This window comes from Roseobacter sp. TSBP12 (genome assembly GCF_009129705.1).
Classification (GTDB): domain Bacteria; phylum Pseudomonadota; class Alphaproteobacteria; order Rhodobacterales; family Rhodobacteraceae; genus Celeribacter; species Celeribacter baekdonensis_A.
This window is the reverse complement of record NZ_PYIB01000036.1, coordinates 1-23,906: the sequence shown is the minus strand read 5'-3', so window position 1 is coordinate 23,906 and position 23,906 is coordinate 1. Positions and strand designations below refer to the sequence as shown.

At 58.2% G+C, this 23,906-nt stretch carries 24 protein-coding genes and 2 pseudogenes; 8 read left to right on the top strand and 18 right to left on the bottom strand.

The features are described 5' to 3' along the window. Positions 1-7: 7 nt before the first annotated feature. From C8029_RS10770 to C8029_RS10695, 16 genes are all read right to left on the bottom strand, one after another. A complete protein-coding gene (locus C8029_RS10770) occupies positions 8-442 on the bottom strand; it encodes a YNQ4 family lipoprotein (RefSeq protein WP_009570858.1) in 435 nt (144 codons plus the stop codon). After that, complete coding sequence (gene nuoG, locus C8029_RS10765; RefSeq protein WP_009570859.1) at positions 442-2,460, bottom strand: NADH-quinone oxidoreductase subunit NuoG; 2,019 nt, start codon at positions 2,458-2,460, stop codon at positions 442-444. Before nuoG ends, C8029_RS10770 begins: the two co-directional genes overlap by 1 nt. An 18-nt stretch (positions 2,461-2,478) precedes the next feature. Continuing rightward, positions 2,479-2,880: a DUF5333 family protein gene (locus C8029_RS10760; protein ID WP_152002889.1), complete on the bottom strand. Its 402-nt coding sequence runs from the start codon at positions 2,878-2,880 to the stop codon at positions 2,479-2,481. Beyond that, complete coding sequence (locus tag C8029_RS10755; protein ID WP_009570861.1) at positions 2,877-3,299, bottom strand: DUF5333 domain-containing protein; 423 nt, start codon at positions 3,297-3,299, stop codon at positions 2,877-2,879. Before C8029_RS10755 ends, C8029_RS10760 begins: the two co-directional genes overlap by 4 nt. Positions 3,300-3,303: 4 nt before the next feature. Then, positions 3,304-3,801 carry a DUF3291 domain-containing protein gene (locus C8029_RS10750; RefSeq protein WP_009570862.1) on the bottom strand — a complete coding sequence of 166 codons (498 nt, stop codon included), beginning with the start codon at positions 3,799-3,801 and terminating at the stop codon, positions 3,304-3,306. 20 nt (positions 3,802-3,821) lie between these two features. Continuing rightward, positions 3,822-5,117, bottom strand: a complete 1,296-nt coding sequence (nuoF, locus tag C8029_RS10745; protein ID WP_009570863.1) for an NADH-quinone oxidoreductase subunit NuoF — start codon at positions 5,115-5,117, stop codon at positions 3,822-3,824. A gap of 13 nt (positions 5,118-5,130) precedes the next feature. Beyond that, positions 5,131-5,352, bottom strand: a complete 222-nt coding sequence (locus C8029_RS10740) for a DUF5337 domain-containing protein (protein WP_009570864.1) — start codon at positions 5,350-5,352, stop codon at positions 5,131-5,133. 9 nt (positions 5,353-5,361) lie between these two features. Then, on the bottom strand, positions 5,362-6,096 hold the full coding sequence (locus tag C8029_RS10735; protein ID WP_009570865.1) for a helix-hairpin-helix domain-containing protein: 735 nt from the start codon (positions 6,094-6,096) through the stop codon (positions 5,362-5,364). Between the two features lie 59 nt (positions 6,097-6,155). Beyond that, complete coding sequence (locus tag C8029_RS10730; RefSeq protein WP_009570866.1) at positions 6,156-7,286, bottom strand: NADH-quinone oxidoreductase subunit E; 1,131 nt, start codon at positions 7,284-7,286, stop codon at positions 6,156-6,158. Further along, positions 7,286-8,530 (bottom strand): NADH-quinone oxidoreductase subunit D, encoded by a 1,245-nt coding sequence (locus C8029_RS10725; RefSeq protein ID WP_009570867.1) that lies wholly within the window; start codon positions 8,528-8,530, stop codon positions 7,286-7,288. Before C8029_RS10725 ends, C8029_RS10730 begins: the two co-directional genes overlap by 1 nt. Beyond that, positions 8,531-9,427: a sulfotransferase gene (locus C8029_RS10720; RefSeq protein WP_152002888.1), complete on the bottom strand. Its 897-nt coding sequence runs from the start codon at positions 9,425-9,427 to the stop codon at positions 8,531-8,533. Between the two features lie 5 nt (positions 9,428-9,432). Then, the gene (locus tag C8029_RS10715) at positions 9,433-10,032 is read right to left on the bottom strand and encodes an NADH-quinone oxidoreductase subunit C (RefSeq protein ID WP_009570869.1); all 600 of its coding nucleotides are present in this window, start codon (positions 10,030-10,032) and stop codon (positions 9,433-9,435) included. An 11-nt stretch (positions 10,033-10,043) separates the two neighbouring features. Beyond that, positions 10,044-10,577: a NuoB/complex I 20 kDa subunit family protein gene (locus C8029_RS10710; RefSeq protein WP_009570870.1), complete on the bottom strand. Its 534-nt coding sequence runs from the start codon at positions 10,575-10,577 to the stop codon at positions 10,044-10,046. After that, entirely contained in the window at positions 10,568-10,933 is a 366-nt protein-coding gene (locus C8029_RS10705; RefSeq protein ID WP_009570871.1) for an NADH-quinone oxidoreductase subunit A, read from the bottom strand. Before C8029_RS10705 ends, C8029_RS10710 begins: the two co-directional genes overlap by 10 nt. A 307-nt stretch (positions 10,934-11,240) precedes the next feature. Beyond that, the gene (locus C8029_RS10700; RefSeq protein WP_152002887.1) at positions 11,241-12,443 is read right to left on the bottom strand and encodes a DegT/DnrJ/EryC1/StrS family aminotransferase; all 1,203 of its coding nucleotides are present in this window, start codon (positions 12,441-12,443) and stop codon (positions 11,241-11,243) included. Next, positions 12,440-13,105, bottom strand: a complete 666-nt coding sequence (locus tag C8029_RS10695; protein ID WP_152002886.1) for an HAD-IA family hydrolase — start codon at positions 13,103-13,105, stop codon at positions 12,440-12,442. Before C8029_RS10695 ends, C8029_RS10700 begins: the two co-directional genes overlap by 4 nt. Positions 13,106-13,299: 194 nt before the next feature. On the opposite strand from C8029_RS10695, the gene glmU reads away from it, so the two are divergent. The 5 genes and pseudogenes from glmU to moaA all read left to right on the top strand — a co-directional run bounded on the left by glmU (position 13,300) and on the right by moaA (position 18,749). Beyond that, positions 13,300-14,652, top strand: coding sequence for a bifunctional UDP-N-acetylglucosamine diphosphorylase/glucosamine-1-phosphate N-acetyltransferase GlmU (gene glmU, locus C8029_RS10690; protein ID WP_152002885.1), 1,353 nt, complete (start codon positions 13,300-13,302; stop codon positions 14,650-14,652). 1 nt (position 14,653) lies between these two features. Beyond that, a complete protein-coding gene (glmS, locus tag C8029_RS10685; protein ID WP_152002884.1) occupies positions 14,654-16,477 on the top strand; it encodes a glutamine--fructose-6-phosphate transaminase (isomerizing) in 1,824 nt (607 codons plus the stop codon). A 7-nt stretch (positions 16,478-16,484) separates the two neighbouring features. Further along, a complete protein-coding gene (locus C8029_RS10680; protein WP_152002883.1) occupies positions 16,485-17,048 on the top strand; it encodes a pyridoxamine 5'-phosphate oxidase family protein in 564 nt (187 codons plus the stop codon). Next, a complete protein-coding gene (locus C8029_RS10675; RefSeq protein ID WP_152002882.1) occupies positions 17,045-17,689 on the top strand; it encodes a DNA alkylation repair protein in 645 nt (214 codons plus the stop codon). Before C8029_RS10680 ends, C8029_RS10675 begins: the two co-directional genes overlap by 4 nt. 41 nt (positions 17,690-17,730) lie before the next feature. Then, a pseudogene (gene moaA / locus C8029_RS10670) lies at positions 17,731-18,749 on the top strand (GTP 3',8-cyclase MoaA). Between the two features lie 11 nt (positions 18,750-18,760). Here the strand turns inward: moaA and C8029_RS10665 are convergent. Both C8029_RS10665 and C8029_RS10660 read right to left on the bottom strand, forming a co-directional pair. Continuing rightward, on the bottom strand, positions 18,761-19,111 hold the full coding sequence (locus C8029_RS10665; protein WP_009570879.1) for a DUF1304 domain-containing protein: 351 nt from the start codon (positions 19,109-19,111) through the stop codon (positions 18,761-18,763). Between the two features lie 73 nt (positions 19,112-19,184). After that, a pseudogene (locus C8029_RS10660) lies at positions 19,185-20,347 on the bottom strand (M20 aminoacylase family protein). Positions 20,348-20,678: 331 nt separating this feature from the next. Between C8029_RS10660 and C8029_RS10655 the strand changes: the two are divergent. The 3 genes from C8029_RS10655 to C8029_RS10645 form a co-directional block, all read left to right on the top strand. Further along, the gene (locus tag C8029_RS10655) at positions 20,679-21,686 is read left to right on the top strand and encodes an ABC transporter ATP-binding protein (protein WP_009570881.1); all 1,008 of its coding nucleotides are present in this window, start codon (positions 20,679-20,681) and stop codon (positions 21,684-21,686) included. Further along, a complete protein-coding gene (locus C8029_RS10650) occupies positions 21,676-22,692 on the top strand; it encodes an ABC transporter ATP-binding protein (RefSeq protein ID WP_040401933.1) in 1,017 nt (338 codons plus the stop codon). The genes C8029_RS10655 and C8029_RS10650 overlap by 11 nt, the downstream gene beginning before the upstream one ends. Positions 22,693-22,743: 51 nt before the next feature. Next, positions 22,744-23,906: peptide ABC transporter substrate-binding protein (locus C8029_RS10645; RefSeq protein ID WP_152002881.1), on the top strand; the 1,163-nt coding region annotated here is incomplete at its 3' end.

The window sequence follows — 23,906 nt, the reverse complement described above, 5'->3', positions numbered from 1 at the left end:
TAGCCTCTCACACCATCGGTATTCTATTTTCCCGGCAGTTTGCCACCACGACCTCAGCGTCGAGTTTGCTTACACCATCGGGGAGCGCTGGCGAGATGGTGTAAACAGCATCCGCGCGCCAAATTCCAGCCTCTTGTGCGACATTCGTGCGCACATGTCGTGCAAATCCGAAACCACGGATCAGCGTATATTGCGCGGCGGCGCATTCTGCATAAGCCACCACATTTTTTTCGCCCTCATGGCCCCGAAAGGACACAAGAAAATTGACCAGATCGCCGTCCAAAAGCCGGGTCTCAACACCGAGATACTCACGGACCTGCGCCGCACGCCCCACCTGTGCGTTCGGGGTCGCAGGAGCCGCCATCGCACAGCCCGCAAGCGGGACGAGCGCAGCCAGCGCCAGCGCCTGAACGGCGGAGGGATATGCGGTGGGTGCGGCCATTATTCCGCAGCCATCGCCGTGTCTTTGCGGGCTTTCGCCTGCGCCGACAATTCCGCCATCAATGCGGATGCCCGTGCAATCGGGTTGGTCAGGTAGAAATCTTTGACCGCATTGCGGAAGGTGGCCGTGCCAAGCTTTTTGGTGGCCAAGGGTGACCATGTATTTTCCGCCACCTCGTCGATCAGTGCCAGATGCGGCACCTCAGCGATCAAAGCGTTGCGCAACTGCGCCAGTGAGTCATAGCCCAACTTGGCCCCGACTTCGGCAGAGAGCGCGCGAATGATCGCCCAGTTTTCTTTTGCCTCGCCAGGTGGGAAAGCGGCGCGTAGCGCAAGCTGCGGGCGACCTTCGGCGTTCACGAACAAGCCGTTTTCTTCGGTGTAGGCAGCGCCCGGCAGGATCACGTCAGCGCGGTGTGCACCACGGTCGCCGTGGCTGCCTTGATAGATGACAAACGCGCCCTCGCCCACTTCGACCTCATCCGCGCCGAGGTTGTAAATCGCTTCGGCCCCGTCGAGCGCCGCCGCCAGGCCGCCCTCGGTGGTGGCATTCACATCCATCGCACCGACGCGCGAGGCCGCGGTGTGCAGGATCATCAGCTTGGATTTGGTGGCTTCAGCCAACTGCATCGCGGCGGCCAAAACGGCCTCGCCATCGGCTTCGTTGATTGCGCCTTGGCCGACGATCACGAGTGAAGGCTGATCGAGAACCGCGCCGTAGTCTTTGTTCAACAGGCTGTCCAAAGCGGCACGGTCGGTGCCAACATGGGCATATTTATAGGTGAGATCAACGGCTTCGCCGACCAAACCGATATTGGCGCCATTGGCCCAAGCGCGGCGGATACGCGCGTTCAACACCGGTGCTTCGTCGCGCGGGTTGGTGCCGATGAGTTGGATGAATTTCGCCTCATCAATGTCAGCGATCGTCGCAGTGCCCGCATAAGCGGCACGGTTGCCGCTTGGCAGTTTTGCGCCATCAATGCGGCATTCAATCGCCCCACCCAGACCTTCGACCATTTGTTTGAGCGCGAAAACCGCCTCAACCGGGGCCAAATCGCCAACCAAAGCGGTGACTTTTTTGCCCTTCAAACCCGCAGCGGCGGCAGAGAGAGCCTCAGACCAAGTGGCTTTGCGCAGCTTGCCGTTTTCACGGATGTACGGCGTGTCCAAACGCTGACGACGCAGACCGTCCCACACGAACCGGGTCTTGTCGGAAATCCATTCTTCGTTCACGCCATCATGGTTGCGCGGCAGGATGCGCATCACTTCGCGCCCCTTGGTGTCGACGCGGATGTTAGACCCGAGCGCATCCATCACGTCGATGGATTCGGTCTTGGTCAATTCCCACGGACGGGCGGTGAAGGCGTAGGGTTTAGAGGTCAGCGCACCGACCGGGCAAAGATCAATGATGTTGCCCTGAAGGTTCGAAACCAGCGTTTCGTTCAAATAAGAGGTGATTTCGGCATCTTCGCCGCGCCCGGTTTGGCCCATCTGGGTGATGCCCGCGACCTCGGTCGTGAAGCGCACGCAGCGGGTGCAGGAAATACAACGGGTCATCGTGGTCGCGACGAGCGGGCCAAGATCAAGATCCTCGGTCGCACGTTTCGGTTCGCGGTAGCGCGAGAAATCCACACCATAGGCCATGGCTTGGTCCTGCAAATCGCATTCGCCGCCTTGGTCGCAAATCGGACAATCGAGCGGGTGGTTGATCAGCAGGAATTCCATCACCCCTTCGCGGGCCTTTTTGACCATCGGCGAATTGGTTTTCACCACCGGCGGCGCACCCTCCGGCCCCGGACGCAAATCTTTGACCTGCATCGCGCAACTTGCGGCGGGTTTCGGCGGACCGCCGACAACTTCGACCAGACACATGCGGCAGTTGCCCGCAATAGAGAGCCGTTCGTGGTAGCAAAACCGCGGCACTTCGACACCAGCCTGTTCGCAGGCCTGAAGCAGTGTCAGGCGCGGATCGACCTCGATCTCGGTCCCGTCAATGATGATTTTGCGCGTATCTGCCATGTTCTAATCACCTGTTTTTCATGAGTTTGCCAAGCGCTGTCTTGTCGCAATCTCAGCTGTTCCAAAGGCACAGAGCGCCTTCGTATTGTTAGGATCGACACCGCGCGCCGACAACATGTCGTCCGCCGCTTGTGCCAGTTGCGCAAGATAGGATTCGTCGCGCAGCAAAATGATTTGAGCCGAGCCATACCCGGTCTCGTCGATATAGGCGACCATCTCGGCCGTCTGTTTTTTAAGCTGCGCCTTGCGCGGCGCAATCGTGTCACACTCTGAAATCAACCGGGTCGAAATCAGCGACTGAACCATGATCTCTTTGATCACGGTATCCTCGGTGATCAGCTTTTGTGTCTGCGCCAGTGCGGGCGTGGCCAAAAGCGTCATCGCGATCAAAGCGACATGATATGTCAAACGCGCGCTCATGATTTATCCTTCAAAAAAGACCCAATGATCGAGCCGCGTGCAATCTCCGCTTTGCCAAAGGCACAAAGCCCCTCCGATGTGGTCGGGTCAAAGCCAGAGGCGCGAATATAGGCGGTTCCGAGGTCGCGAATGCGCGCCTCTTCGGCGTCGCTATCGACATAGGCACGGATTTCATCGTCCGAATAGCCCAACGCGGAGGCTTTGCTTTTCAGCCCCCACAGAAAGGACAGGCCTTTCATTTTCTTCACGTCGATGGTCGGGCATTCATCCGCAACCTCAATCGCCAGCCCGGCCCAAAGCATGTTTTGGTCAATCTCTTTGACCTCGCGCAGAGGCGGCAAATCGGCGGCGGCCACAGGCCCGGCGATGAGGGCAAAGGCCAATGTCAAAGAAGAGGCGATATGTTTGAAAGATGTCATAGGGTCACTCCGCAGCTATGGGCCGACAGCTTTTCGTTTTGAAAAGCGTGGCCTCCGTCAGATACGACCAGCCAAAGGCATGATCGCTGTCCCCATGTGTGTCTTTGTAGGCCAGGCGTTCGAGCGCCTCGTCCAATGTGGGCTTATGCCCTTTCTCGACAAACCACATCACAAAATGCGGCCTGGTCATGACCTCGAACCACTCTTGGCGGCGGTCGTAGACCTGTTTGTGGACCGTGTTATAGACGAAGTTTTCCAAAGACTGGACATCTTCCCACACGGTCAGGTTGGAGACGAATTGCGCGTCTCCACCGATGGCGTTTTCAGTGTTGCCAGTCCCCGGCTCCCCGGAGCCCTCCATCATCCACACGAAACCCGGCATGCGTTTGCCAAGCCCGTTGATCCGGTCCAGCGCGCCCATGAACTCCGCCACGCGCGGGTCATCGGTGGGCGCGATGAGGCGTCCAACGTTGAGTTCCGCGATATGATGGCTGGTGTTCATGATTGCTCTTCAGTCCCAGATCACTCTGCCGCCATGGCGCCCATGCGCCCGGTTTTCTTGGCTTTGATACGGTCTTCGATCTCTTCGCGGTAGTGGCGGATGAGACCTTGGATCGGCCAGGCGGCGGCGTCGCCAAGCGCACAAATGGTGTGGCCTTCGACCTGTTTCGTGACATCGAGCAACATGTCGATCTCTTCGATCTCCGCGTCGCCCGTGACCAAACGATCCATGACGCGCATCATCCAGCCGGTGCCTTCGCGGCACGGTGTACACTGGCCACAGCTTTCGTGTTTAAAGAACGACGCCAGACGCCAGACGGCTTTGATCACATCGACCGAGTTGTCCATGATGATCATACAGCCGGTGCCGAAGGAGGATTTGTTTTCCCGCATCCAGTCGAAATCCATGATCGCATCTTCCAAAGCGTCTTTCGGCAAGATCGGGCAAGACGCCCCGCCCGGAATGATGGCTTTGAGATTGTCCCACCCGCCGCGAATACCGCCGCCGTGACGTTCGATCAATTCACGCACCGGCATGGACATGGATTCCTCAAACACGCAGGGCGTGTTGACGTGGCCAGTGAGGGCAAACAATTTGGTGCCGACGTTGTTCGGACGCCCAAAGGACGAGAACCACTCCGCGCCACGCCGCAGAATAGTCGGGACAACAGCGATGGATTCCACGTTGTTCACCGTGGTCGGGCAACCATAAAGACCCGCGCCCGCCGGGAAAGGCGGTTTCATCCGCGGCATGCCCTTTTTGCCCTCCAGGCTTTCGAGCAACGCGGTTTCTTCACCACAGATATAGGCCCCTGCCCCATGGTGCAGATAGACGTCGAAATCATAGCCGGATTTGCACGCGTTGCGCCCGATCAGACCGGCATCATACGCCTCGTCAATTGCCGCCTGAAGCGCCTCTTTTTCGCGGATATATTCACCGCGAATGTAGATGTAAGCGGCACAGGCACCCATGGCGAACCCGGCGATCAGCGCGCCCTCGACCAGCGTGTGCGGGTCGTGACGCATGATTTCGCGGTCCTTACAGGTCGCGGGTTCGGATTCATCGGCGTTGATCACCAGATAGGCCGGGCGTCCGTCAGACTCTTTCGGCATAAACGACCATTTGAGGCCCGTCGGGAAACCCGCACCGCCACGACCCCGCAGGCCGGAGGCCTTCATCTGGTCGATGATCCAATCCCGGCCATTGGCCATGATGCCAGCCGTGCCATCCCAGTGGCCACGCTTTTGCGCGCCCGCAAGGCTACGGTCATTCATACCGTAGAGGTTGGTAAAGATCCGATCCTGATCCTTGAGCATAGCTCTCGTCCCTTCAGTCCTGCTGACGCCGGTCGCGCCAGATCTGATAAATCACCACAAACGCCCAGACAAATGCCGCGAGCGCTGCCAGATCGAGGAGAAACACGAAACGCGTTTGCATCGCGAATTTCCCGCCCAACCATTGCGCCCCGAGCCACACCAGCATTGTCACGGCGATCACCACGGAGACCATCCGTGCCTTCTTCGCCAATGCTTGGTCTTTATCGGGGGCCATTTTTCTTCCTTAGTAGACGTCGCCCTTTTGGACGCGTTTCGAAAACTCTGTCTCGCCGCCTGCGGCAAGGATTTTGGCCTGTTCGGCCCATTTGCTCAGCTGTGCCGCCGAGGTGCCTTTGAGTGCTGCCCCCAGATCTTCGATCTCGGTGGCGCTCAGGGCCGCAACCTGGGCGAAGGTCACGATGCCACGTTCATGGAGTTGGACCTCGATCTTCGGCCCCACGCCTTTGATCTCTTTGAGATCATCCGCGCCAGAAACGGCCGCAGCGGCCGGGACTTCAGCCACGGTTTCGGCAACCGGCTCAACCACCTCTTCAACCACCTCAGCAGGCTCATCCTCAATGGGACGCGCCCGCTCAGAGGCCGCAGCCGCAGCCGAGCGCACTTCGCGCGTGTCCGCCGCATGATGCTCCACCGCAATCTCCGGTGCCGCAGACATCGGCTCATCGCCCACGGAGGTCGCCGCCATCAAGCCAGCCGTGGTCACATCCGCCTCAGGGTGACCGTTGTCCACGGAACGCATTGTCTCCTTGTCCTCGGTCTCCTTGTCCTCGGTCTCCGAGTCCTCATACCAGCCGATCCACAACAGGATCGCCACCAAAAGCGCCACAAGAACGCCAACGATCAAAGAAGCCGCCGTGGAATAGCCTGCAATCCACAACAGCGCCATAAAGGCCAAAACGCCTATGATGGCTGAAATCAGCCCAATCTTAAGGGTTTTCCCCGAAGTCGTCTCAGTCATCGCATCGCTCCTTTAATCCCTGTTGGTTCAATACCATACGGGCCTTTTGGCCTCTTAGGTCAGTCGTATTTGGCGCGTTTGGAAAACTCGGTGCTGCCGCCTGCCGCCAAAATCTTGGCTTGATCGACCCAACCATCACGTGCAATGCGGCCTTTGAATTTCAGGTTCTCATCGACCCATTCAATTTCCTCAGCGGTCCATTTGGCAATTTGGTCGAAATGCCAGAATCCCATGGCATTCAACGTTTCTTCCAATTTCGGGCCCACACCTTTGAGCATCTTGAGATCATCGGCCCCGGCTTTGCGCGGGGCTTTCATCGTGCGGGGTTTCTTTTGGGCGGGCGCGTCTGCCACAGCGGCGTCTACTTTAGGTGCCACAGCTTTGGGCGTCGCTTTGGGGGCCGCCTTTTTCGCCTCTGCCGCCTGTTGCACGGCGGATTTCGCCGGGGCTGCGGGTTTCGGCGGGGTCGGTTTTGATCCGCCTTTGGAAATCCATGGCGTCAACAGCGGCACTTCGGTGCCATCAATGCGTTTGATCGTGTCGCCAATGTCCACCGCGCGCTGCACAGAGCCGTTGTACTGTGCGCCCGTGCCTTTGTACTCGGCCAAAGTCACCAGTTCACCCGCAGGCTCGGACGAGAAGCGGCCGGTTTGCGAGCCGGGAAGCGGCACATTGCCGGCGGCCATGTCGTCCAAGAGTTTGGAGAAATTCTCCGCCGTCAGGTCTTCATAATAGTCTTTGCCGATCTGGGCCATTGGCGCGTTGGCGCAAGCGCCCAGACATTCGACCTCTTCCCACGAAAACTTGCCATCTGCAGAGACCGTATGCGGCGTCGGGGAGATTTTCTCTTTGCACACAGAGATGATGTCGCCAGAGCCACAAATCATACAGGTGGTGGTGCCACAAACCTGAATATGCGCCACCGAACCGACAGGCGCGAGTTGGAACATGAAATAGAAGGTCGCCACTTCGAGCACGCGGATGTAGGGCATGCCCAACATATCCGCGACCGTTTCCAGCGCCGGTTTGGTCAACCAACCAGTCTGTTCCTGCGCCCGCCACAACAGCGGGATGACCGCAGAGGCCTGACGCCCTTCAGGATATTTCGCGATTTGGCCCTCGGCCCAGGCAAGGTTTGCCGGGGTGAATGCGAAAGAGGCCGGTTGTTCATGATAAAGACGGCGCAGCATTAGCGGTCGACCTCCCCAAACACGATGTCCATGGTGGCGATGAGGGCGGACACGTCAGCCAATTGGTGACCTTTCGCCATATGATCCATCGCCTGCAAATGTAGATAGCCGGGCGCGCGCAATTTGGCGCGGTAGGGTTTGTTGGTGCCGTCCGAGACCATATAGACACCGAATTCGCCTTTGGGCGCTTCGACGGCTGCATACACTTCGCCCTCGGGCAATTTGAAGCCCTCGGTGTAAAGTTTGAAGTGGTGGATGAGCGCCTCCATCGAGGTTTTCATATCCGCCCGCTTCGGCGGGGTCAGCTTGCCACGCGCCAAGACATCGCCTTGGTTTTCCGGCAATTGCAGCAGGGCCACCGCCTGTTTGATGATCTTGGTCGACTCGTACATTTCCTGCATCCGGCACAGATACCGATCATAGCAATCGCCATTGGTGCCGACCGGAATTTGGAAATCGAATTCGTCGTAGCACTCATAAGGCTGCGCCCGGCGCAAATCCCATGCCATGCCGGAGCCGCGCACCATCACACCCGAAAAGCCCCAATCCAGCGCCTCTTGTTCGGAGATCACACCAATATCCACGGTCCGCTGTTTGAAAATCCGGTTTTCGGTCAGCAAGTAATGGATGTCGTCCAAAATTTTGGGGAAGTGATCGGCCCAGGCGTCGATATCCGCCAAAAGCTCCGGCGGCAGGTCCTGGTGCACACCACCGGGCCGGAAATAGGCGGAGTGCAGACGCGCACCACAGGCGCGCTCGTAAAAGATCATCAGCTTTTCGCGCTCTTCAAAGCCCCAAAGCGGCGGAGTCAGCGCGCCGACGTCCATCGCGCCGGTGGTGGTGTTCAACAGGTGGTTGAGCACGCGGCCAATCTCGGAATAGAGCACGCGGATGAGCGAAGCGCGTCGCGGGATTTCGACACCTGCGAGTTTCTCGATCGCCAAGCACCATGCATGTTCCTGATTCATCGGCGCCACATAATCGAGGCGGTCGAGATAGGGCAGGTTTTGCAAATAGGTGCGGCTTTCCATCAGCTTTTCGGTGCCGCGGTGCAACAACCCAATATGCGGGTCGGCGCGTTCCACAATCTCACCGTCAAGCTCAAGCACCATCCGCAACACGCCGTGCGCAGCCGGGTGTTGGGGGCCAAAGTTGATGTTGAAATTGCGGATCTTTTGTTCGCCCGGTTGGGCGTCCCGCGAACCATCATCATAGGTATTTTGCCGGATGTCGCCGTCCATCATTCAGATCCTCGCCATATTCGCCTGCCACCGCGCGGGTAACGGGCCAAAGGTCTTTTCTACATAGGCATATTGCGGGGCCAGAAATTCCGCCGCTTCACACCGCTGTTTGTCACTCAGTTTCAATTTCACGCCCTCATGGGCACGGAGTTCTTTTTTCACGGGGTTCTCCGCGATCCCCAAAAAGGCGCAGAGCGTCTTAAGCCCCTCGCCCGTCAAAAGGTCTTCGGTAAAGCCCACCAGGAGCTTGCCTTCGGGGACCGCGCGTTTGAGCTTTTCCGCGATCTCCACATAATCCCCACGTGACGTAATTTGGGTTTCCAGCCCTTGTTTCACGACGCGGTCCATGATCCGCTGCGCCTTGTCTGGAATCTGTTCACCGGGCTGTAGCTGGTGTATCGCCTGCATGCGCACATGCGACCACAACCGCCCCACCGGGTCGCGCATCAAAAAGACAAAGCGCACATCGGGCGCCATATGCGCCATCCGTCGCAGCCGCGCCTCGGACAAAAGCGCATAGGCAGGCGTGATGTCACAAGCAACTTTGCGCTCGTCGAGTCCCTCCAGAAGGTAAACGAGATAATCTTCCTCACCGTCTTCACCACGCTCCAACATGCTTACCACGGCAGCTACATCGGCAATCTGGCGTTGAATATTCAGGCTTTTCCACACATCCAGATCAGCTTCGGCCGCGGCCAGTTGCCGTTCAAGATCGGCCCGCCGTCGCGATAAGGTCTTCAACTGATACTGATAAGTATCGAAGTCCACCGTGTCGAAATAGTGAATCTCTTTGATGGACCGCGCATAGACGTCCGGGTGATTGCGCAAATAGCGGTAAAGCGAGCTTGTGCCCGCTTTGGTCGCACCTACACAGATCAAGATGGCCGGATCGTCACTCACGGGGCTTACGCTCCCTTCTCGTCACCGGGGAGGATGTATTTGGCCCCTTCCCACGGAGAAAGGTTGTCAAACTGGCGGTATTCCTGAACCAGGGACACCGGCTCATAAACCACGCGCTTGAGTTCATCGTCATAGCGCACTTCGGTGTAGCCGGTGGTTGGGAAATCCTTGCGCAACGGGTAACCACGGAAACCGTAGTCGGTTAGGATGCGCCGCAGATCCGGGTGGCCGGAGAAAATGATCCCAAACATGTCGAACACTTCGCGCTCAAACCAACCGGCGGAGGGGTGAACCGAGATGATCGAAGGGATCGTCTCATCTTCGCGCACGGCGGTTTTGATCCGAATGCGGTGGTTTTGATACATCGACAGAAAGTGATAGACCACGTCAAACCGCGCCTCGCGGCTTGGGTGATCCACCGCGGTGATGTCCACCAGCGAGGAGAATTTGCAGGTGCCGTCGAGTTGCAAAAACTCCACGAAATCCACAATCCCCGCCGGTGTCACCGTGATCGTCAATTCGCCAAAGGTGATCTCGGTCGAAATCACATCCTCCGGGCGTTTGAATTCAATATGGGCGCCGAGTTCTTGAAGGGCTTCGCTCATCGTCAATCTCCTTAGCGCGCAATCGTGCCAGTGCGGCGCATTTTGCGTTGCAACTGAAGAATGCCATACATCAACGCCTCAGCAGTCGGCGGGCAACCCGGAACATAAATGTCGACGGGCACAATGCGGTCACAGCCGCGCACAACCGAATAGCTGTAGTGATAATAACCACCGCCATTGGCGCAGGACCCCATCGAGATCACATAGCGCGGTTCTGGCATCTGGTCATATACCTTGCGCAGAGCCGGGGCCATTTTATTGGTCAGGGTGCCCGCAACGATCATCAAATCGGACTGACGCGGAGAGGCGCGTGGCGCTGTGCCGTAGCGCTCAAGATCATAGCGCGGCATCGAGGTGTGCATCATCTCGACGGCGCAGCAGGCCAAACCAAAGGTCATCCAGTGCAACGAGCCGGTGCGCGCCCAGTTGATGAGATCCTCGGTCGAGGTCAACAGAAAGCCTTTGTCCTGAAGCTCTTTGTTCAGCACTTGAGTGGAATTCTCTTTGTCCACGCCCGCAGTATTTGCAGAGGTCATCACGCCCATTCCAGCGCCCCTTTCTTCCATTCGTAGGCAAAACCTACGGTCAGAACGCCCAAGAACACCATCATCGACCAAAATCCGGTCATGCTCAGGTCCTTAAAGGCGACGGCCCAAGGAAAGAGAAAGGCGATTTCGAGGTCAAAAATGATGAACAGGATCGACACAAGGTAGAACCTGACGTCGAACTTCATCCGCGCGTCGTCAAAGGCGTTAAAGCCACATTCATAGGCCGACACTTTTTCCGGATCCGGGTTGCGTACGGCAATGATGAGGGCGGCGAAAATAAACACAAGACCCAGCGCAATGGCGAGGCCAAGGAAGATGACGATGGGGAGGTAGTCCCGAAGCAAAACGTCCACGTGCGGCTCCTTGATAGGCGCGCGTGCGGGTCTCTGAAAGAGAAGCGACCTTAGGCGCGCGGCAATGCTAGCTTGTCGTGGTTTAGCCCTCTGTGGCAGAGGGGTCAACCGAACCGAGGTGGAGAAAGCCCTTTGTTTCGAGGCCGCTGACAAGTTTTTTTGATCGAAATGCGACTTGGAGCGGATTGTGCCGTGAAATTCAGCTTTGACGCGATTCGAAGCGCTTTACCCTATCGTTTCACTCGGATATAGGGACACGTCCCCTCCAGAAGATATAGGGTACCCCGCCGATATATGATGTGACCGCCTAAGCGCACTCTGCGACCGCCGCCACCTCATCGCGAATGATCCGCGCCAGTGTCGCACAGTCCTCAAGCGAAAAGGTCAAGGGCAGGCGCATATCGACAATCGCCCGCAACACCCGGTCACTGTCGGGCAAAGGCTGAGGATCAGCGTAGCGCCAAGAATCATAGCGCGAGGTAAAGGCCACCGGCTCCGCCGCGCCAAACCATTTCAAATCCACACCGCGCTTGCCGCAGCCCGCCACCACCGCTTCGATTTTTTCGTCCGGCCAATCGAGTAAAAGGAACTGAATCGACGAGCCAACAAAGCGTTCTTGTTGCGGACGCACAATGCGCGTCAGCCCCGGCACATCTGCCAGCCCCTCCTCAACCATCCGGTAACGCGCGTTCCAATTGTCCACCTGAGAGGTCAGGTTTTGCAACTGCACCCGCAGGATCGCCGCCCGCAAATGATCCATCCGACCCGACACATTTGGCGTGTCATATTTGATCTTTTCGAACACTTCCGGGGCCGGTCCGGCGGTGTGTTTGGGGTATAACATGTACGAACCGGACAACATGATGGCGCGCGCCGCGATTTCATCCTCATCGGTGACGAGCAACCCGCCCTCCCCCGAATTGATGTGTTTATAGGTCTGGGTCGAATAGCAGCCGATGATCCCGTGCCGCCCCGAGGGCACACCATCCCAAGCCGCACCCATCGTATGCGCGCAATCTTCGATCACCGCCACACCCGCGCCGTTACAGATATACATCAGCGCATCCATATCCGCGATATGCCCACGCATATGCGACAGCATCAAAACCTTGGCCCCGCTCTCGGAGATTTTCACCTGAAGATCATCGAGATCAATCACCAGCCCCTCGGTCACCCCAACAAACACCGGGCGCGCACCGACCGACGCAATCGCGCCCGGCACGGGGGCCAAGGTAAAGGCATTGGTCAAAACCGGCTCCCCCGGCTGCACCTCAAGCGCGCGCAGAGCACAGCCCAACGCATAGCCGCCCGAGGCCACGGCGAGGCAATATTTCGCCCCGGTGACGGCGGCAAACTCCTCCTCCAAAAGCGCAACCTCGCCTTTTTCCCCCGGCAAAGTGTTGTAACGATGCAGCCGTCCCGAACGCATCACTGCTACGGCGGCCTCAATCGCCGCCTCCGGGATTGGCTCTTGTTGCGTGAAATTTCCGGTGAAGACCTCAGATGTCATCCGATCAACTCCTGTGTCACGCGGGCCAGATCATCATAATGATGCAACAGCGCCTCGGGAGACAAATCACGCACGCCCTCGCCATCCGGGCCAAAGGTCACCAACGCACAAGGTACGCCCGCCGCCCGCGCCGTTTTGCGGTCCGTGTCGGTGTCCCCCACCAAAAAGCTCTGCGCCAAGACCCCGCCCGCCTCTGACACAGCGGCCAGATAGGGTTTGGGATCAGGTTTCGAGACCCCCACTGTTTTCGCGCCAATCATCGAGGCAAACAAATCGCGCACGCCCAAACGGGTGAGCAACCGATCGGCCAGATCCTCGGGCTTATTGGTGCAGATGCCCACCGCATAGCCCTTTGATTTCAAACCCTCAATCGCGGCAACCGCGCCGGGATAAAGCTGTGTGTGGATATCAATCGCCTCGCCATATGCTGCCAGCAAAAGCGGATATTGCGCCATCACGTCGGCCTCGGAAAACCCCGGCTGCACCTTTGAAAACCCAAGCGTCAACATCGCCCGCCCGCCATGAAAGGCGGTGGACGCGTCCGCGACCGGGTCCAACACATCACCATAGCCAAGCCCACGAAAACAGGCATTGGCGGAGGCGATCAGATCGGCGGAAGTGTCCGCCAACGTGCCATCGAGATCGAAAATCACCGTGCGCATGGTCTCTCCCTATGCCTCTTCTTCGCTGTCGCAACTCCGACCCGGTCACCCAGCTTTGGCAAACTGTCGCGCATCGCTGTAATGTGACGTCAAAATAAGTGAAGCGGTTTCACCGCAACTGGCCTTGCGGCCCTCTCTCCCATGGGTAAAACGACAGACAGATAAAGAAAAGAGCAGATCGGGACCCAAATCACATGGCCACAGCCCTCATTCTTTTGGCCGCAGGCCAAGGCACGCGGATGAACTCCGACCTCCCCAAGGTGTTGCACCCCATCGGCAACGCGCCGATGTTTGCCCATGCGCTGGCCTCCGGTGCCGCATTGGACCCTGCCCGCACGGTGGTCGTGGTTGGGCACGGCGGCGATCTTGTGGCGCGCGAAGCGCATAAGATTGACGAGGACATCCTCATCGCCCGCCAAGACGAACAACTGGGCACTGCCCATGCGGTGTTGCAGGCAAAGGAGGCTTTGGATGGGTTCGAGGGCGACGTCTTCATCCTCTATGGCGACACGCCTTTTGTGTCTGAAGATACGATCTTGCGCATGGCCGAAGCCCGCCGGACCCATGACGTGGTGGTGCTGGGCTTTGAGGCCGCTGATCCGGGTCGCTACGGACGCTTGGTGATGGTCGGTGACAAACTGACCCGCATTGTAGAATATAAAGACGCCACGGAAGCCGAACGCGCGATCACCCTGTGTAACTCCGGGCTGGTCGCCGCAGACGCTAACGTATTGTTTGACCTGTTGGACCAAGTCGGAAATGACAATGCGGCGGGGGAATATTACCTGCCCGACATTATTGAAATCGCTTGGAAATCGGGATGGACAGCGACGGCGGTCTCTTGCGCCGAAACCGAAACCTTAGGCGTCAACACCCGCGCGGAACTGGCCCGCGCCGATGGCATTTTCCAAGCCGCCAAACGCGCCGAGGCGCTGGAGAATGGCGTCACGTTGATGGCGCCTGAGACGGTATTTTTCTCGCTCGACACCTATCTGGGCCGGGACGCAGTGATTGAACCGAATGTGATCTTTGGCCCCGGCGTGACGGTCGAAAGCACCGCGCGCATTCGGGCCTTCAGCCACCTTGAGGGCTGTCATGTGTCGATGGGATCGACCGTCGGTCCCTTTGCACGGCTGCGCCCCGGCGCGGAACTGGCGAACAACGCCCATATCGGCAATTTCGTCGAGGTCAAAAACGCTCAGATCGGCGAAGGCACCAAGGTCAATCACCTCAGCTATATCGGCGACGCCGACATCGGCGATGGCACCAATATCGGCGCGGGCACGATCACCTGTAACTATGACGGCGTCTTCAAACACCGCACCACGGTGGGACGCGATGCCTTTATCGGCTCCAACACAATGCTGGTCGCCCCGGTCACCGTGGGCCATGAGGCGATGACCGCGAGCGGATCTGTGATCACCTCTGACGTGCCAAACGGCGCCTTGGCAATTGGACGCGCCAAGCAAGTGAACAAACCTATGTTGGCGGTGCGAATGTTCGAAAAGTTAAAGTCTCTCAAAGCTAAAAAGCAAAAAGGGCAGTAAAATGTGTGGTATTGTCGGTATCTTGGGAAATCATGAAGCCGCCCCGATCCTTGTCGAGGCGCTTAAACGGTTGGAATATCGCGGCTATGATAGCGCCGGGATTGCCACGGTTCACGAAGGCAAGATCGAGCGTCGCCGCGCCGTTGGCAAGTTGGCGAACCTGTCGGATTTGTTGGTGCATGAACCTCTGGCGGGGAAAACCGGCGTGGGCCAAACCCGCTGGGCCACCCATGGCGCCCCCTCCGTGACCAACGCCCACCCGCATAAATCCGGTCCTGTCAGCGTTGTCCATAACGGGATCATCGAGAATTTCCGCGAATTGCGCGCAGAGCTGGCCGAAAAGGGCTATCCCCACAACACCGACACCGACACCGAGCCGGTCGCGCTTTTGTGTCATAGCTTCATGGATGCGGGCAAAACGCCGGTGGAAGCCGCCATGGCGACGGTGGACCGGCTTGAAGGCGCCTTTGCGCTCTGTTTCATGTTCGACGGCGAGGAGGATCTTTTGATCGCGGCCCGCAAAGGCGCGCCGCTGGCCATCGGTTACGGTGACGGCGAGATGTTCGTTGGCTCAGACGCCATCGCGCTTGCCCCCATGACCCATCAGATCACCTATCTCGCAGATGGCGACCGCGCCGTGCTCAGTCGCGTGAGCGTCGAGATTTTCGACGAAACCGGCGCACAGGTCCAGCGCGAGCGTCGCGAAATCCGCATGGATTCCGCGCGGATCGAAAAAGCCGGGCACAAACATTTCATGGCCAAGGAAATTGCCGAACAACCAACGGTAATTTCCGAGGCGCTGGCCTATTATCTGGCCAATGACGGTGCGGGGATCATCCTCCCCGATCCGGGCATTGATTTCTCCGCTTTTGATCGCATCACCATGGTCGCCTGTGGTACGGCGTTTTATGCCTGTTACACAGCGAAATATTGGTTCGAACAGGTGGCCCGTATTCCCGTCGAGATCGACGTGGCGTCCGAGTTCCGCTATCGCGAACCGCCCGTCTCCGCCAACACTTTGGCAATTTTCGTCAGCCAATCAGGTGAGACCGCTGACACTTTGGCGGCTCTGCGCTATATGAAGGGCAAGGCCAAAACCATCCTGTCGGTGGTCAACGTGGCGGAAAGTTCGATTGCGCGCGAAAGCGACATTGCCCTGCCGATCCTGGCCGGTGTCGAGGTCGGCGTGGCCTCGACCAAAGCGTTTTCGTGCCAGTTGACGGTCCTCGCACTTTTGGCGCTTGAGGCGGCCCGCGCACGTGGTGAAATGAGCGCTGATACGCTGGCCACCCGCCTGTCAGAACTACGCACATTGCCGGGGCTTTTGACCCGTGCACTTGACCTTGATGAAACGCTGAACGCGGTGTCAAACGAACTGTCCGAGGCAAAAGACGTGTTGTTCCTGGGGCGCGGGATGATGTTCCCTCTGGCTCTGGAGGGCGCATTAAAACTCAAAGAAATCAGCTACATTCACGCCGAAGGTTATGCGTCCGGCGAATTGAAACACGGCCCCATCGCGCTCATCGACAGCCACACCCCGGTGATCGTTTTTGCCCCACATGACGCCTTGTTCGACAAGACCGTGTCGAACATGCAAGAGGTCATGGCGCGCGGTGGAAAAGTGTTGTTGGTCTCGGACAAAAAGGGACTTGAAGTGGCACGCGAGGGCGTCTGGCAAACGGTGCAAATGCCCGAAGTGCCGGACCTTTTTGCCCCGATCCTCTATGCCATTCCGGCGCAATTGATCGCCTATCACACGGCGGTGGCCAAGGGCACGGATGTGGATCAGCCGCGCAATTTGGCGAAATCTGTGACCGTGGAGTAACCGCAAAATGTCGGATCAGTTTCCCAACATCAGTGACGAGCACCGCGCCTTTATCGAAGCGCAACACATGTATTTCGTCGGCACAGCGGCGCCTGAGGGCCGGGTTAATGTCTCTCCCAAGGGCATGGACAGCCTGCGCGTTATGGGACCAAACCGGATCGTTTGGATGAATTACACAGGGTCTGGCAATGAGACCGCGGGGCATCTGCCGCGCGCGAACCGAATGACGCTCATGTGGTGTTCGTTTGACAAAAAGCCGCTGATCCTGCGTGCCTATGGCACCGCCCGCTCCGTGCATATGACCGACCCCGATTGGGACGAAATGGCCGCGCTGCTTACGGTGGAACCACACACGCGGCAGTTCTATGACATGACGGTCGATTTGGTGCAAAGCTCCTGTGGTTTTGCCGTGCCCTATATGACATTTGACAAAGACCGTCCGGTGCTGAGCCAATGGGGCCAGACGCGGGGCGAAGACTATATTCACGACTATTGGCGTCGCAAAAACACGCAAACGATTGACGGGTTTGACACCGACATTCTGCGCCTCAATTTGGGAGAAGATCAATGACGCCACAGGACGCGATCAGCGCGCTGAACGCCGCCGCGGACCCCACCCGCGCCGCCGATTTGGCCACGCGATTTGGGGATGGGGATTACCTTGGCGTGGCCCCCGCCGCCCTCGAAGAGATGGCGCGCGATTGGCGTCAGGCGGTGGCCTTTCCCGAGCGGCTAGACCTCGCGCGCGTGCTTTGGGCCACGGGCGTGTTTGATGCGCAACTGATGGCGGCCAAGCTTTTGACACAGGCCCGGATCAAAGACGATGCTGAGATTTGGACGCAGATTTGCGACTGGTTGGAGCAAGCCACAACATGGCCAATCATTGACGCCTTGTCTGCCGCAGGCGGCCGTCGCATCGCCGCGGACCTGTCGAAAATGGAAAAGGTGCATGCCTTGGTCCAATCCGAACGTGGCCTGGATCGCCGCGCCGCTTTGATGTTGTCCATGCCCTTGGCGAAACTGGCCCACCCGACGGATGCCGAGAAACTGGCCATTGATGACGTGCTGTTTTGGCTGACCTATGCGCTGCAAGATGCCGACAAAGATGTATCGCGCACCGCCGAAACATGGCTGAAAAGCCTTGGCAAACACGATGTCAAACGGGCGAAGATGGTGCGGCGTGTGGTTCAAAGCCGCGTGAGCGACAGCTAATGCCCTTGGCAGAACTCGGCGCGCGCCCTAAATAGTCTGACATGTCCAACGCCCTCGCCCCACGCCTCATCGACCCATTTGCCCGCGCGATCACCTATCTGCGGGTGTCGGTGACGGATCGGTGCGATTTCCGCTGTGTCTATTGCATGTCGGAAAACATGACGTTTCTGCCGAAAAAAGAATTGCTCACGCTCGAAGAGTTGGACCGGATGTGTTCGACCTTCATCGGCTTGGGGGTTGAAAAACTTCGGATCACCGGCGGCGAACCTTTGGTGCGGCGCGGGATCATGACGTTTTTCGACGCGATGTCGCGGCATTTGGACAGCGGCGCATTGAAGGAACTGACCGTCACCACCAATGGCTCACAACTCGACCGTTTTGCCACTGACCTTTATGCGGCGGGGGTGCGGCGCATCAACGTCTCGCTCGACACATTGGATGCGGCGAAATTTGAACGTGTGACGCGCTGGGGCAAGCTCGATAAAGTGCTTTCCGGCATCGACGCCGCACGCAAGGCAGGGCTCAGAGTCAAGATCAACACCGTGGCGCTCAAGGGCTTTAACGAAGACGAGTTGTTCAGCCTCACCGACTGGTGCGCCCGCGAGGATATGGACCTGACCTTTATCGAGGTCATGCCGATGGGCGATCTGGGCAATGAGGACCGCGTGGGCCAGTATTGGGCCTTGGACGATTTGCGCGCGCAGCTTGCAACACAGTTCACCCTCACCGATCTGACGGAACGCACGGGCGGTCCGGCGCGCTATATTCGCCTTGAAGAAACCGGGCAAAAGATCGGGTTGATCACGCCTTTGACCCATAATTCTGCGAAAGCTGCAACCGGGTCCGGATGACCTGCACCGGCGAATTGTACATGTGCCTGGGCCAAGAGGACAACGCCTCTCTGCGCGACATTCTACGCGCCTCGCCCGAAGATGACGCCCCTTTGATTGCTGCCATCGAGGCCGCAATCCTGCGCAAACCCAAAGGCCATGACTTTGATTATTCGCGGCAAAAGGCGGATGGTCAGGTCTCGCGCCACATGTCGCACACGGGTGGGTGAGCTTTGAAAGCTCAGACCCAAACCACAGCCACAAGCGCGACCAATGCCGGAACGGTTTGAATAAACAGGATTTTGCGCGACGAACTGATCGCGCCATAAATCCCGGCCACGGCCACACAAAGCAGGAAAAACACCACCACATCGGCCTTTGCGGCCGCCAGCCCCCAAATCAACCCCGCTGCCAGAAAGCCGTTATAGAGCCCTTGGTTCGCGGCCAGAGCCTTGGTCGATTTGGCAAACTCTTCGCTGGTGCCAAAGGATTTTCGGGTGCGCGGGCGCTCCCACGCAAACATTTCCAGGTAGAAAATATAAACATGCAGCAAGGCCACCAAGGCGGCCAGAAAAATGGCGAAAAAAGACATGTTCACTCCCGAAAGCCGAGTTTGACGGCCCCGATCGGGACCGCCTGTTTCCTTAGCTGATCACCGTTTCACATCACGCCGCAGGCAGGCGGCTTTCCACCATTTCGGCATACCAAGAACAGCCCGCAGGCAGGGTCTCATCGTTGAACATATATTTCGGGTGATGCACCGGGGCACCGGGGCCGTTGCCGACGATGATATAGGCTCCGGGACGTTCCTCAAGCATATAGGCAAAATCCTCGCCCCCCATGACCAGCGGGTATTCCCCACAGCCGCCCGACACTTTGGTGGCAGCTTCAATCGCGTATTCGGTTTCTTGGTCGTGGTTGACCATCACCGGGTAGCCGCGGTGATAATTGACCTCGATCTCAGCCCCGTAAGTGCGCCCACGCCCGCACAGATCGCTTTGATCCGCTCTTCGGCCTGATCACGAATGCCTGCGTCGAGTGTGCGCACGGTGCCTTTCAACAGCACACTGGCGGGCAGCACGTTATGGGCTTTTGAGGAGGATTCGATGGTGCAGACGGAGACCACGATTTGTTCGGTCGGATCGACATTGCGCGAGGCAATGGTTTGCAGCGCCAGCACAAGATGCGCGGCGGTCACGGTGCTGTCGACGGTTTCATGCGGCTTGGCGGCATGGCCCCCCTTGCCACGCACCACGAGGTCGAACTCGTCGGCCGCGGCAAAAAACGGGCCCGGACGGATCGCGAATGTGCCGGTCTCCAAGTTCGGCCAATTGTGCATGCCATACACTTCGTCAATGCCGAAACGGTCCATCAACCCCTCTTCGCACATCACCCGGCCACCGCCGCCACCCTCTTCGGCAGGCTGGAAAATCATCACGGCGGTGCCGTCGAAATTCCGGGTTTCACAAAGATATTTGGCCGCGCCCAAAAGCATCGAGGTGTGGCCATCGTGACCGCAGGCGTGCATGACGCCTGGATTTTTCGACGCATACTCCGCCCCGGTTTCCTCCAAGATCGGCAATGCATCCATATCGGCGCGCAACCCAATGGTGCGGCCTTTGGTGTCGGTTTTGCCTTTGATCACCCCCACGACCCCGGTTTTGGCCATGCCTTCGACCACCTCGTCACACCCGAACTCACGCAACAAATCCGCGACCTTTTTCGACGTGCGCGGCAGGTCGAATTGCAGCTCAGGGTTTTCGTGGATGTCCCGTCGCCATGCGGTGATTTCGGGAAGCATTTCTGCGAGGCGGTTTTTGATCGGCATTTTGGGCTCCGAGGGTCATGTGAAAAGGCCGCCCGATGGGGCATCTGGCCTGAGGTCGCGTTTAAGGGACGGCGATGACGCGCCCGAGGCAAGTGCCGATTTCGCACAGCCCCCCTGTTCGCGATTGAATAAGGTGAAAGTGATCGTGCTTTGTGCGAAGGTCAAGGGAATGTGCCACAAAATTTATCGCGTGGTAAAAAAAGTTACAAAAAACGTCACGTTGGGTCTTGCGGCCTCGGTCCGAGGTGATACCGTTTGAACAATTCAAGCCCCGGACAGCCGGAGCAAACATAACAAAAGTCAACAACACCAACAACTTGGGGGTCTGCGCATGGCCGATGGGGCCGCACCCGTGCTCAATGTCCGGGACCTGACGACTGTTTTTAAAACACGGTCCGGTGCCGTTCATGCCGTGAATTCCGTTTCCTTCTCGCTCAAGCCCGGTGAATTATTAGGCATTGTTGGCGAGTCTGGTTCGGGCAAATCCGTGACGATGATGTCGCTCATTGGGCTGATCCCCGCTCCGCCTGCGATTGTGTCGGGCGAGGCGGTTGAATTTGGCGGCCTTGATTTGCTGACAGCACGCGACGATGAGCTGCGGCGCATTCGTGGCGCACGCATCGGCTTTGTCTTCCAGGACCCGATGACCTCGCTGAACCCGGTGTTCACCATCGGCTATCAGATCATGGAGCCACTCAGAAAGCACATGGGGATGACCAAACCGGAGGCGCGCGCGCGGGCGCAGGCGCTTTTGGAATTGGTCGGCATTCCTGATGCCGAGCGGCGGTTGAAAGACTATCCGCACCAGTTTTCCGGCGGGATGCGCCAACGGGTGATGATCGCCATCGCGCTGGCCTGTGATCCCGAAGTGTTGATCGCCGATGAACCGACAACCGCGCTCGATGTGACCATTCAGGCGCAGATTTTGGAATTGATGCATGAGCTGCGCGCCAAATTGGGCATGGCGGTGATTTGGATCACCCATGATCTGGGCGTGATTGCCGGCATCGCGGACCGGGTGTTGGTGATGTATGGCGGGCAGATTGTTGAACATGCCGATGTGCGCGACCTGTTCAAACAGCCGCGCCACCCCTACACCCGCGCATTGTTGCAAACCGTGCCACGGGTACGGGGTGAACGCGCCGAGCGGTTGGAAGTGATCGAAGGCCAGCCGCCGATCCTGCATGCCGCCCCCTCAAGCTGTTCTTTCGCGGCGCGCTGCCCCTTTTCCTTTGAGCGTTGCCTGCGTGAAAACCCGGCCCGATTTGAGGTTGGCCCCGGTCACGATGCCGCCTGTTTTTATGATTTTGATGCCGGAGGCCCGCGCGATGTTGGATGATCCGAAAGTGTCTAAAATCCTGGTCGAAGTGCGCGATCTCAAGATGCATTTCCCGATCCACGCCGGTGTTTTGAAAAAACGCGTTGGCGAGGTGAAGGCGGTCGATGGCATAAGCTTTGACATTTACGAGGGCGAAACGCTTGGCCTTGTGGGCGAATCCGGTTGCGGCAAATCCACCGTCGGGCGGGCGATTTTGCGGCTCTACGACATCACCGAAGGCTCGGTGAAAATTGACGGCATCGAGATCGGTCATACGCCGCAGTCAGAGCTGCGCACCATGCGTCCGACGATGCAAATGGTGTTCCAAGACCCGCAAGCCTCGCTCAATCCGCGCATGTCAGTGTCCGCCATCATTGGCGAGCCCTTGGACGAGCACACCAAGATGAGCAAGATTGAGAAGCGCGCCAAGGTGATGGACCTGATGGATCAGGTCGGGTTGAACCGTGATTTCGCCAACCGCTATCCGCATGAATTTTCCGGCGGTCAAAGGCAACGGATCGGCATCGCCCGTGCCTTGGCCCTGAATCCGAAATTCATCGTCTGTGACGAACCGATTGCCGCACTTGATGTGTCGATCCAAGCGCAGGTGGTAAACCTTTTGGAGGATTTGCAGGCCGAACATGGCTTGACCTACCTGTTTATTTCGCATGACCTGTCGATGGTGCGCCATATCGCGGACCGGGTGGCGGTGATGTATCTGGGCCGGGTGGTCGAGTTGGCCAGCCGCGAGCAACTGTATGAAGCGCCCAAACACCCCTACACCCAAGCGCTGTTGTCCGCCGTGCCCGAACCCGATCCATGGATCGAGGATAAGATCGAGCGGGTGATTTTGCAGGGCGATGTGCCCTCCCCCGCCAACCCGCCGAAGGGCTGTAATTTTTGCACGCGCTGTCCGCAGGTCATGGAGATTTGCAAAACGGACGAGCCACCGACTTTTGAGATCGCACCCGGCCATGTGACCGCCTGCCATCTTTATTCCGCAACAAACACAGAGAGCGCCAGTTAAGGCGCCGGCCCACCGAGGACAAAAAGAGCATCCAACAAGGAGAGGTTAATTATGAACTTCAAAACAGTCTTAATGGGCGCAGTGGCGGGTATCGCCATGGCTCCCGCCGCTTTCGCAGAACGCGGTGCGGACGGCCACGTCAATATCATCTATTGGCAAGCCCCTTCCACGATGAACCCCTATCTGTCAGGCGGCACCAAGGAGCTTGAAGTCGCGTCACTCGTCCTCGAACCGCTGGCGCGTTACGACGAAACCGGCGCGATGGTGCCGTTTTTGGCCGAAAGCGTACCGACCGTTGAAAACGGTGGTGTCTCCGCAGACCTCAAAACGATCACATGGAAGCTCAAAGAGGGCCTGAAATGGTCCGATGGCTCCGATCTGACCTCCGCAGATGTGAAATTCTCTTGGGAATATTGCACCTCGGAAGGTGGCGGTTGTGCGCAGTCCGAGAAATACAATGACGTTGAAAGCGTCGAGACGCCGGACGATCTGACCATTGTGGTCCATTTTGCTGTCGCCAAACCCTTCCCTTATGGACCTTTCGTCGGCGCACAAGCCCCGATCATTCAAAAAGCGCAGTTTGCCGATTGTACCGGCCCTGCGATGGCCTCTTGCACCGATCAAAACTTTGCCCCCATCGGAACCGGCCCGTTTGTGGTGGATGAGTTCAAGACCAACGACGTTGTGTCGATGTCCGCCAACCCGAATTACCGCGATCCGATGAAACCGGCCTTTGCAACCGCGACCGTCAAAGGCGGTGGCGATGCCGCAGCCGCAGGTCGTGCGGTTTTGGAAACCGGCGAATTTGACTACGCATGGAACCTTCAGCTTGCCCCCGACGTGTTGGCCGATATGGAATCCAAAGGCAAAGGTCATTTGGAAGTCTCCTTCGGCACGCTGGTGGAACGTATCATGGTCAACTACACCGACCCCGATCCGGCCCTTGGGGAGGAGCGCGCCACCGCGGCGCATCCGCACCCGATCCTGTCCGACAAAGCCGTGCGTCAGGCGCTGTCCATGGCGATTGACCGCGAATTGTTGGTCGAAATCGGTTATGGCGCGGCGGGTAAAGTGACCTGTAACGTACTTCCCGCTCCGGCAATCTACGCCTCGACCGCCAATGACGCCTGCATGACTCAAGACATCGAAGGCGCGAAAGCACTTTTGGAATCCGCTGGCTGGGTTGACTCCGACGGCGACGGCATCCGCGAAAA

What these genes read in the sequence shown, in the direction of transcription:
- C8029_RS10770 (WP_009570858.1), bottom strand. Translation starts at nt 442, where the DNA reads ATGGCCGCACCCACCGCATATCCCTCCGCCGTTCAGGCGCTGGCGCTG.
- nuoG (WP_009570859.1), bottom strand. Translation starts at nt 2,460, where the DNA reads ATGGCAGATACGCGCAAAATCATCATTGACGGGACCGAGATCGAGGTC.
- C8029_RS10760 (WP_152002889.1), bottom strand. Translation starts at nt 2,880, where the DNA reads ATGAGCGCGCGTTTGACATATCATGTCGCTTTGATCGCGATGACGCTT.
- C8029_RS10755 (WP_009570861.1), bottom strand. Translation starts at nt 3,299, where the DNA reads ATGACATCTTTCAAACATATCGCCTCTTCTTTGACATTGGCCTTTGCC.
- C8029_RS10750 (WP_009570862.1), bottom strand. Translation starts at nt 3,801, where the DNA reads ATGAACACCAGCCATCATATCGCGGAACTCAACGTTGGACGCCTCATC.
- nuoF (WP_009570863.1), bottom strand. Translation starts at nt 5,117, where the DNA reads ATGCTCAAGGATCAGGATCGGATCTTTACCAACCTCTACGGTATGAAT.
- C8029_RS10740 (WP_009570864.1), bottom strand. Translation starts at nt 5,352, where the DNA reads ATGGCCCCCGATAAAGACCAAGCATTGGCGAAGAAGGCACGGATGGTC.
- C8029_RS10735 (WP_009570865.1), bottom strand. Translation starts at nt 6,096, where the DNA reads ATGACTGAGACGACTTCGGGGAAAACCCTTAAGATTGGGCTGATTTCA.
- C8029_RS10730 (WP_009570866.1), bottom strand. Translation starts at nt 7,286, where the DNA reads ATGCTGCGCCGTCTTTATCATGAACAACCGGCCTCTTTCGCATTCACC.
- C8029_RS10725 (WP_009570867.1), bottom strand. Translation starts at nt 8,530, where the DNA reads ATGATGGACGGCGACATCCGGCAAAATACCTATGATGATGGTTCGCGG.
- C8029_RS10715 (WP_009570869.1), bottom strand. Translation starts at nt 10,032, where the DNA reads ATGAGCGAAGCCCTTCAAGAACTCGGCGCCCATATTGAATTCAAACGC.
- C8029_RS10710 (WP_009570870.1), bottom strand. Translation starts at nt 10,577, where the DNA reads ATGGGCGTGATGACCTCTGCAAATACTGCGGGCGTGGACAAAGAGAAT.
- C8029_RS10700 (WP_152002887.1), bottom strand. Translation starts at nt 12,443, where the DNA reads ATGACATCTGAGGTCTTCACCGGAAATTTCACGCAACAAGAGCCAATC.
- C8029_RS10695 (WP_152002886.1), bottom strand. Translation starts at nt 13,105, where the DNA reads ATGCGCACGGTGATTTTCGATCTCGATGGCACGTTGGCGGACACTTCC.
- glmU (WP_152002885.1), top strand. Translation starts at nt 13,300, where the DNA reads ATGGCCACAGCCCTCATTCTTTTGGCCGCAGGCCAAGGCACGCGGATG.
- glmS (WP_152002884.1), top strand. Translation starts at nt 14,654, where the DNA reads ATGTGTGGTATTGTCGGTATCTTGGGAAATCATGAAGCCGCCCCGATC.
- C8029_RS10680 (WP_152002883.1), top strand. Translation starts at nt 16,485, where the DNA reads ATGTCGGATCAGTTTCCCAACATCAGTGACGAGCACCGCGCCTTTATC.
- C8029_RS10675 (WP_152002882.1), top strand. Translation starts at nt 17,045, where the DNA reads ATGACGCCACAGGACGCGATCAGCGCGCTGAACGCCGCCGCGGACCCC.
- C8029_RS10665 (WP_009570879.1), bottom strand. Translation starts at nt 19,111, where the DNA reads ATGTCTTTTTTCGCCATTTTTCTGGCCGCCTTGGTGGCCTTGCTGCAT.
- C8029_RS10655 (WP_009570881.1), top strand. Translation starts at nt 20,679, where the DNA reads ATGGCCGATGGGGCCGCACCCGTGCTCAATGTCCGGGACCTGACGACT.
- C8029_RS10650 (WP_040401933.1), top strand. Translation starts at nt 21,676, where the DNA reads ATGTTGGATGATCCGAAAGTGTCTAAAATCCTGGTCGAAGTGCGCGAT.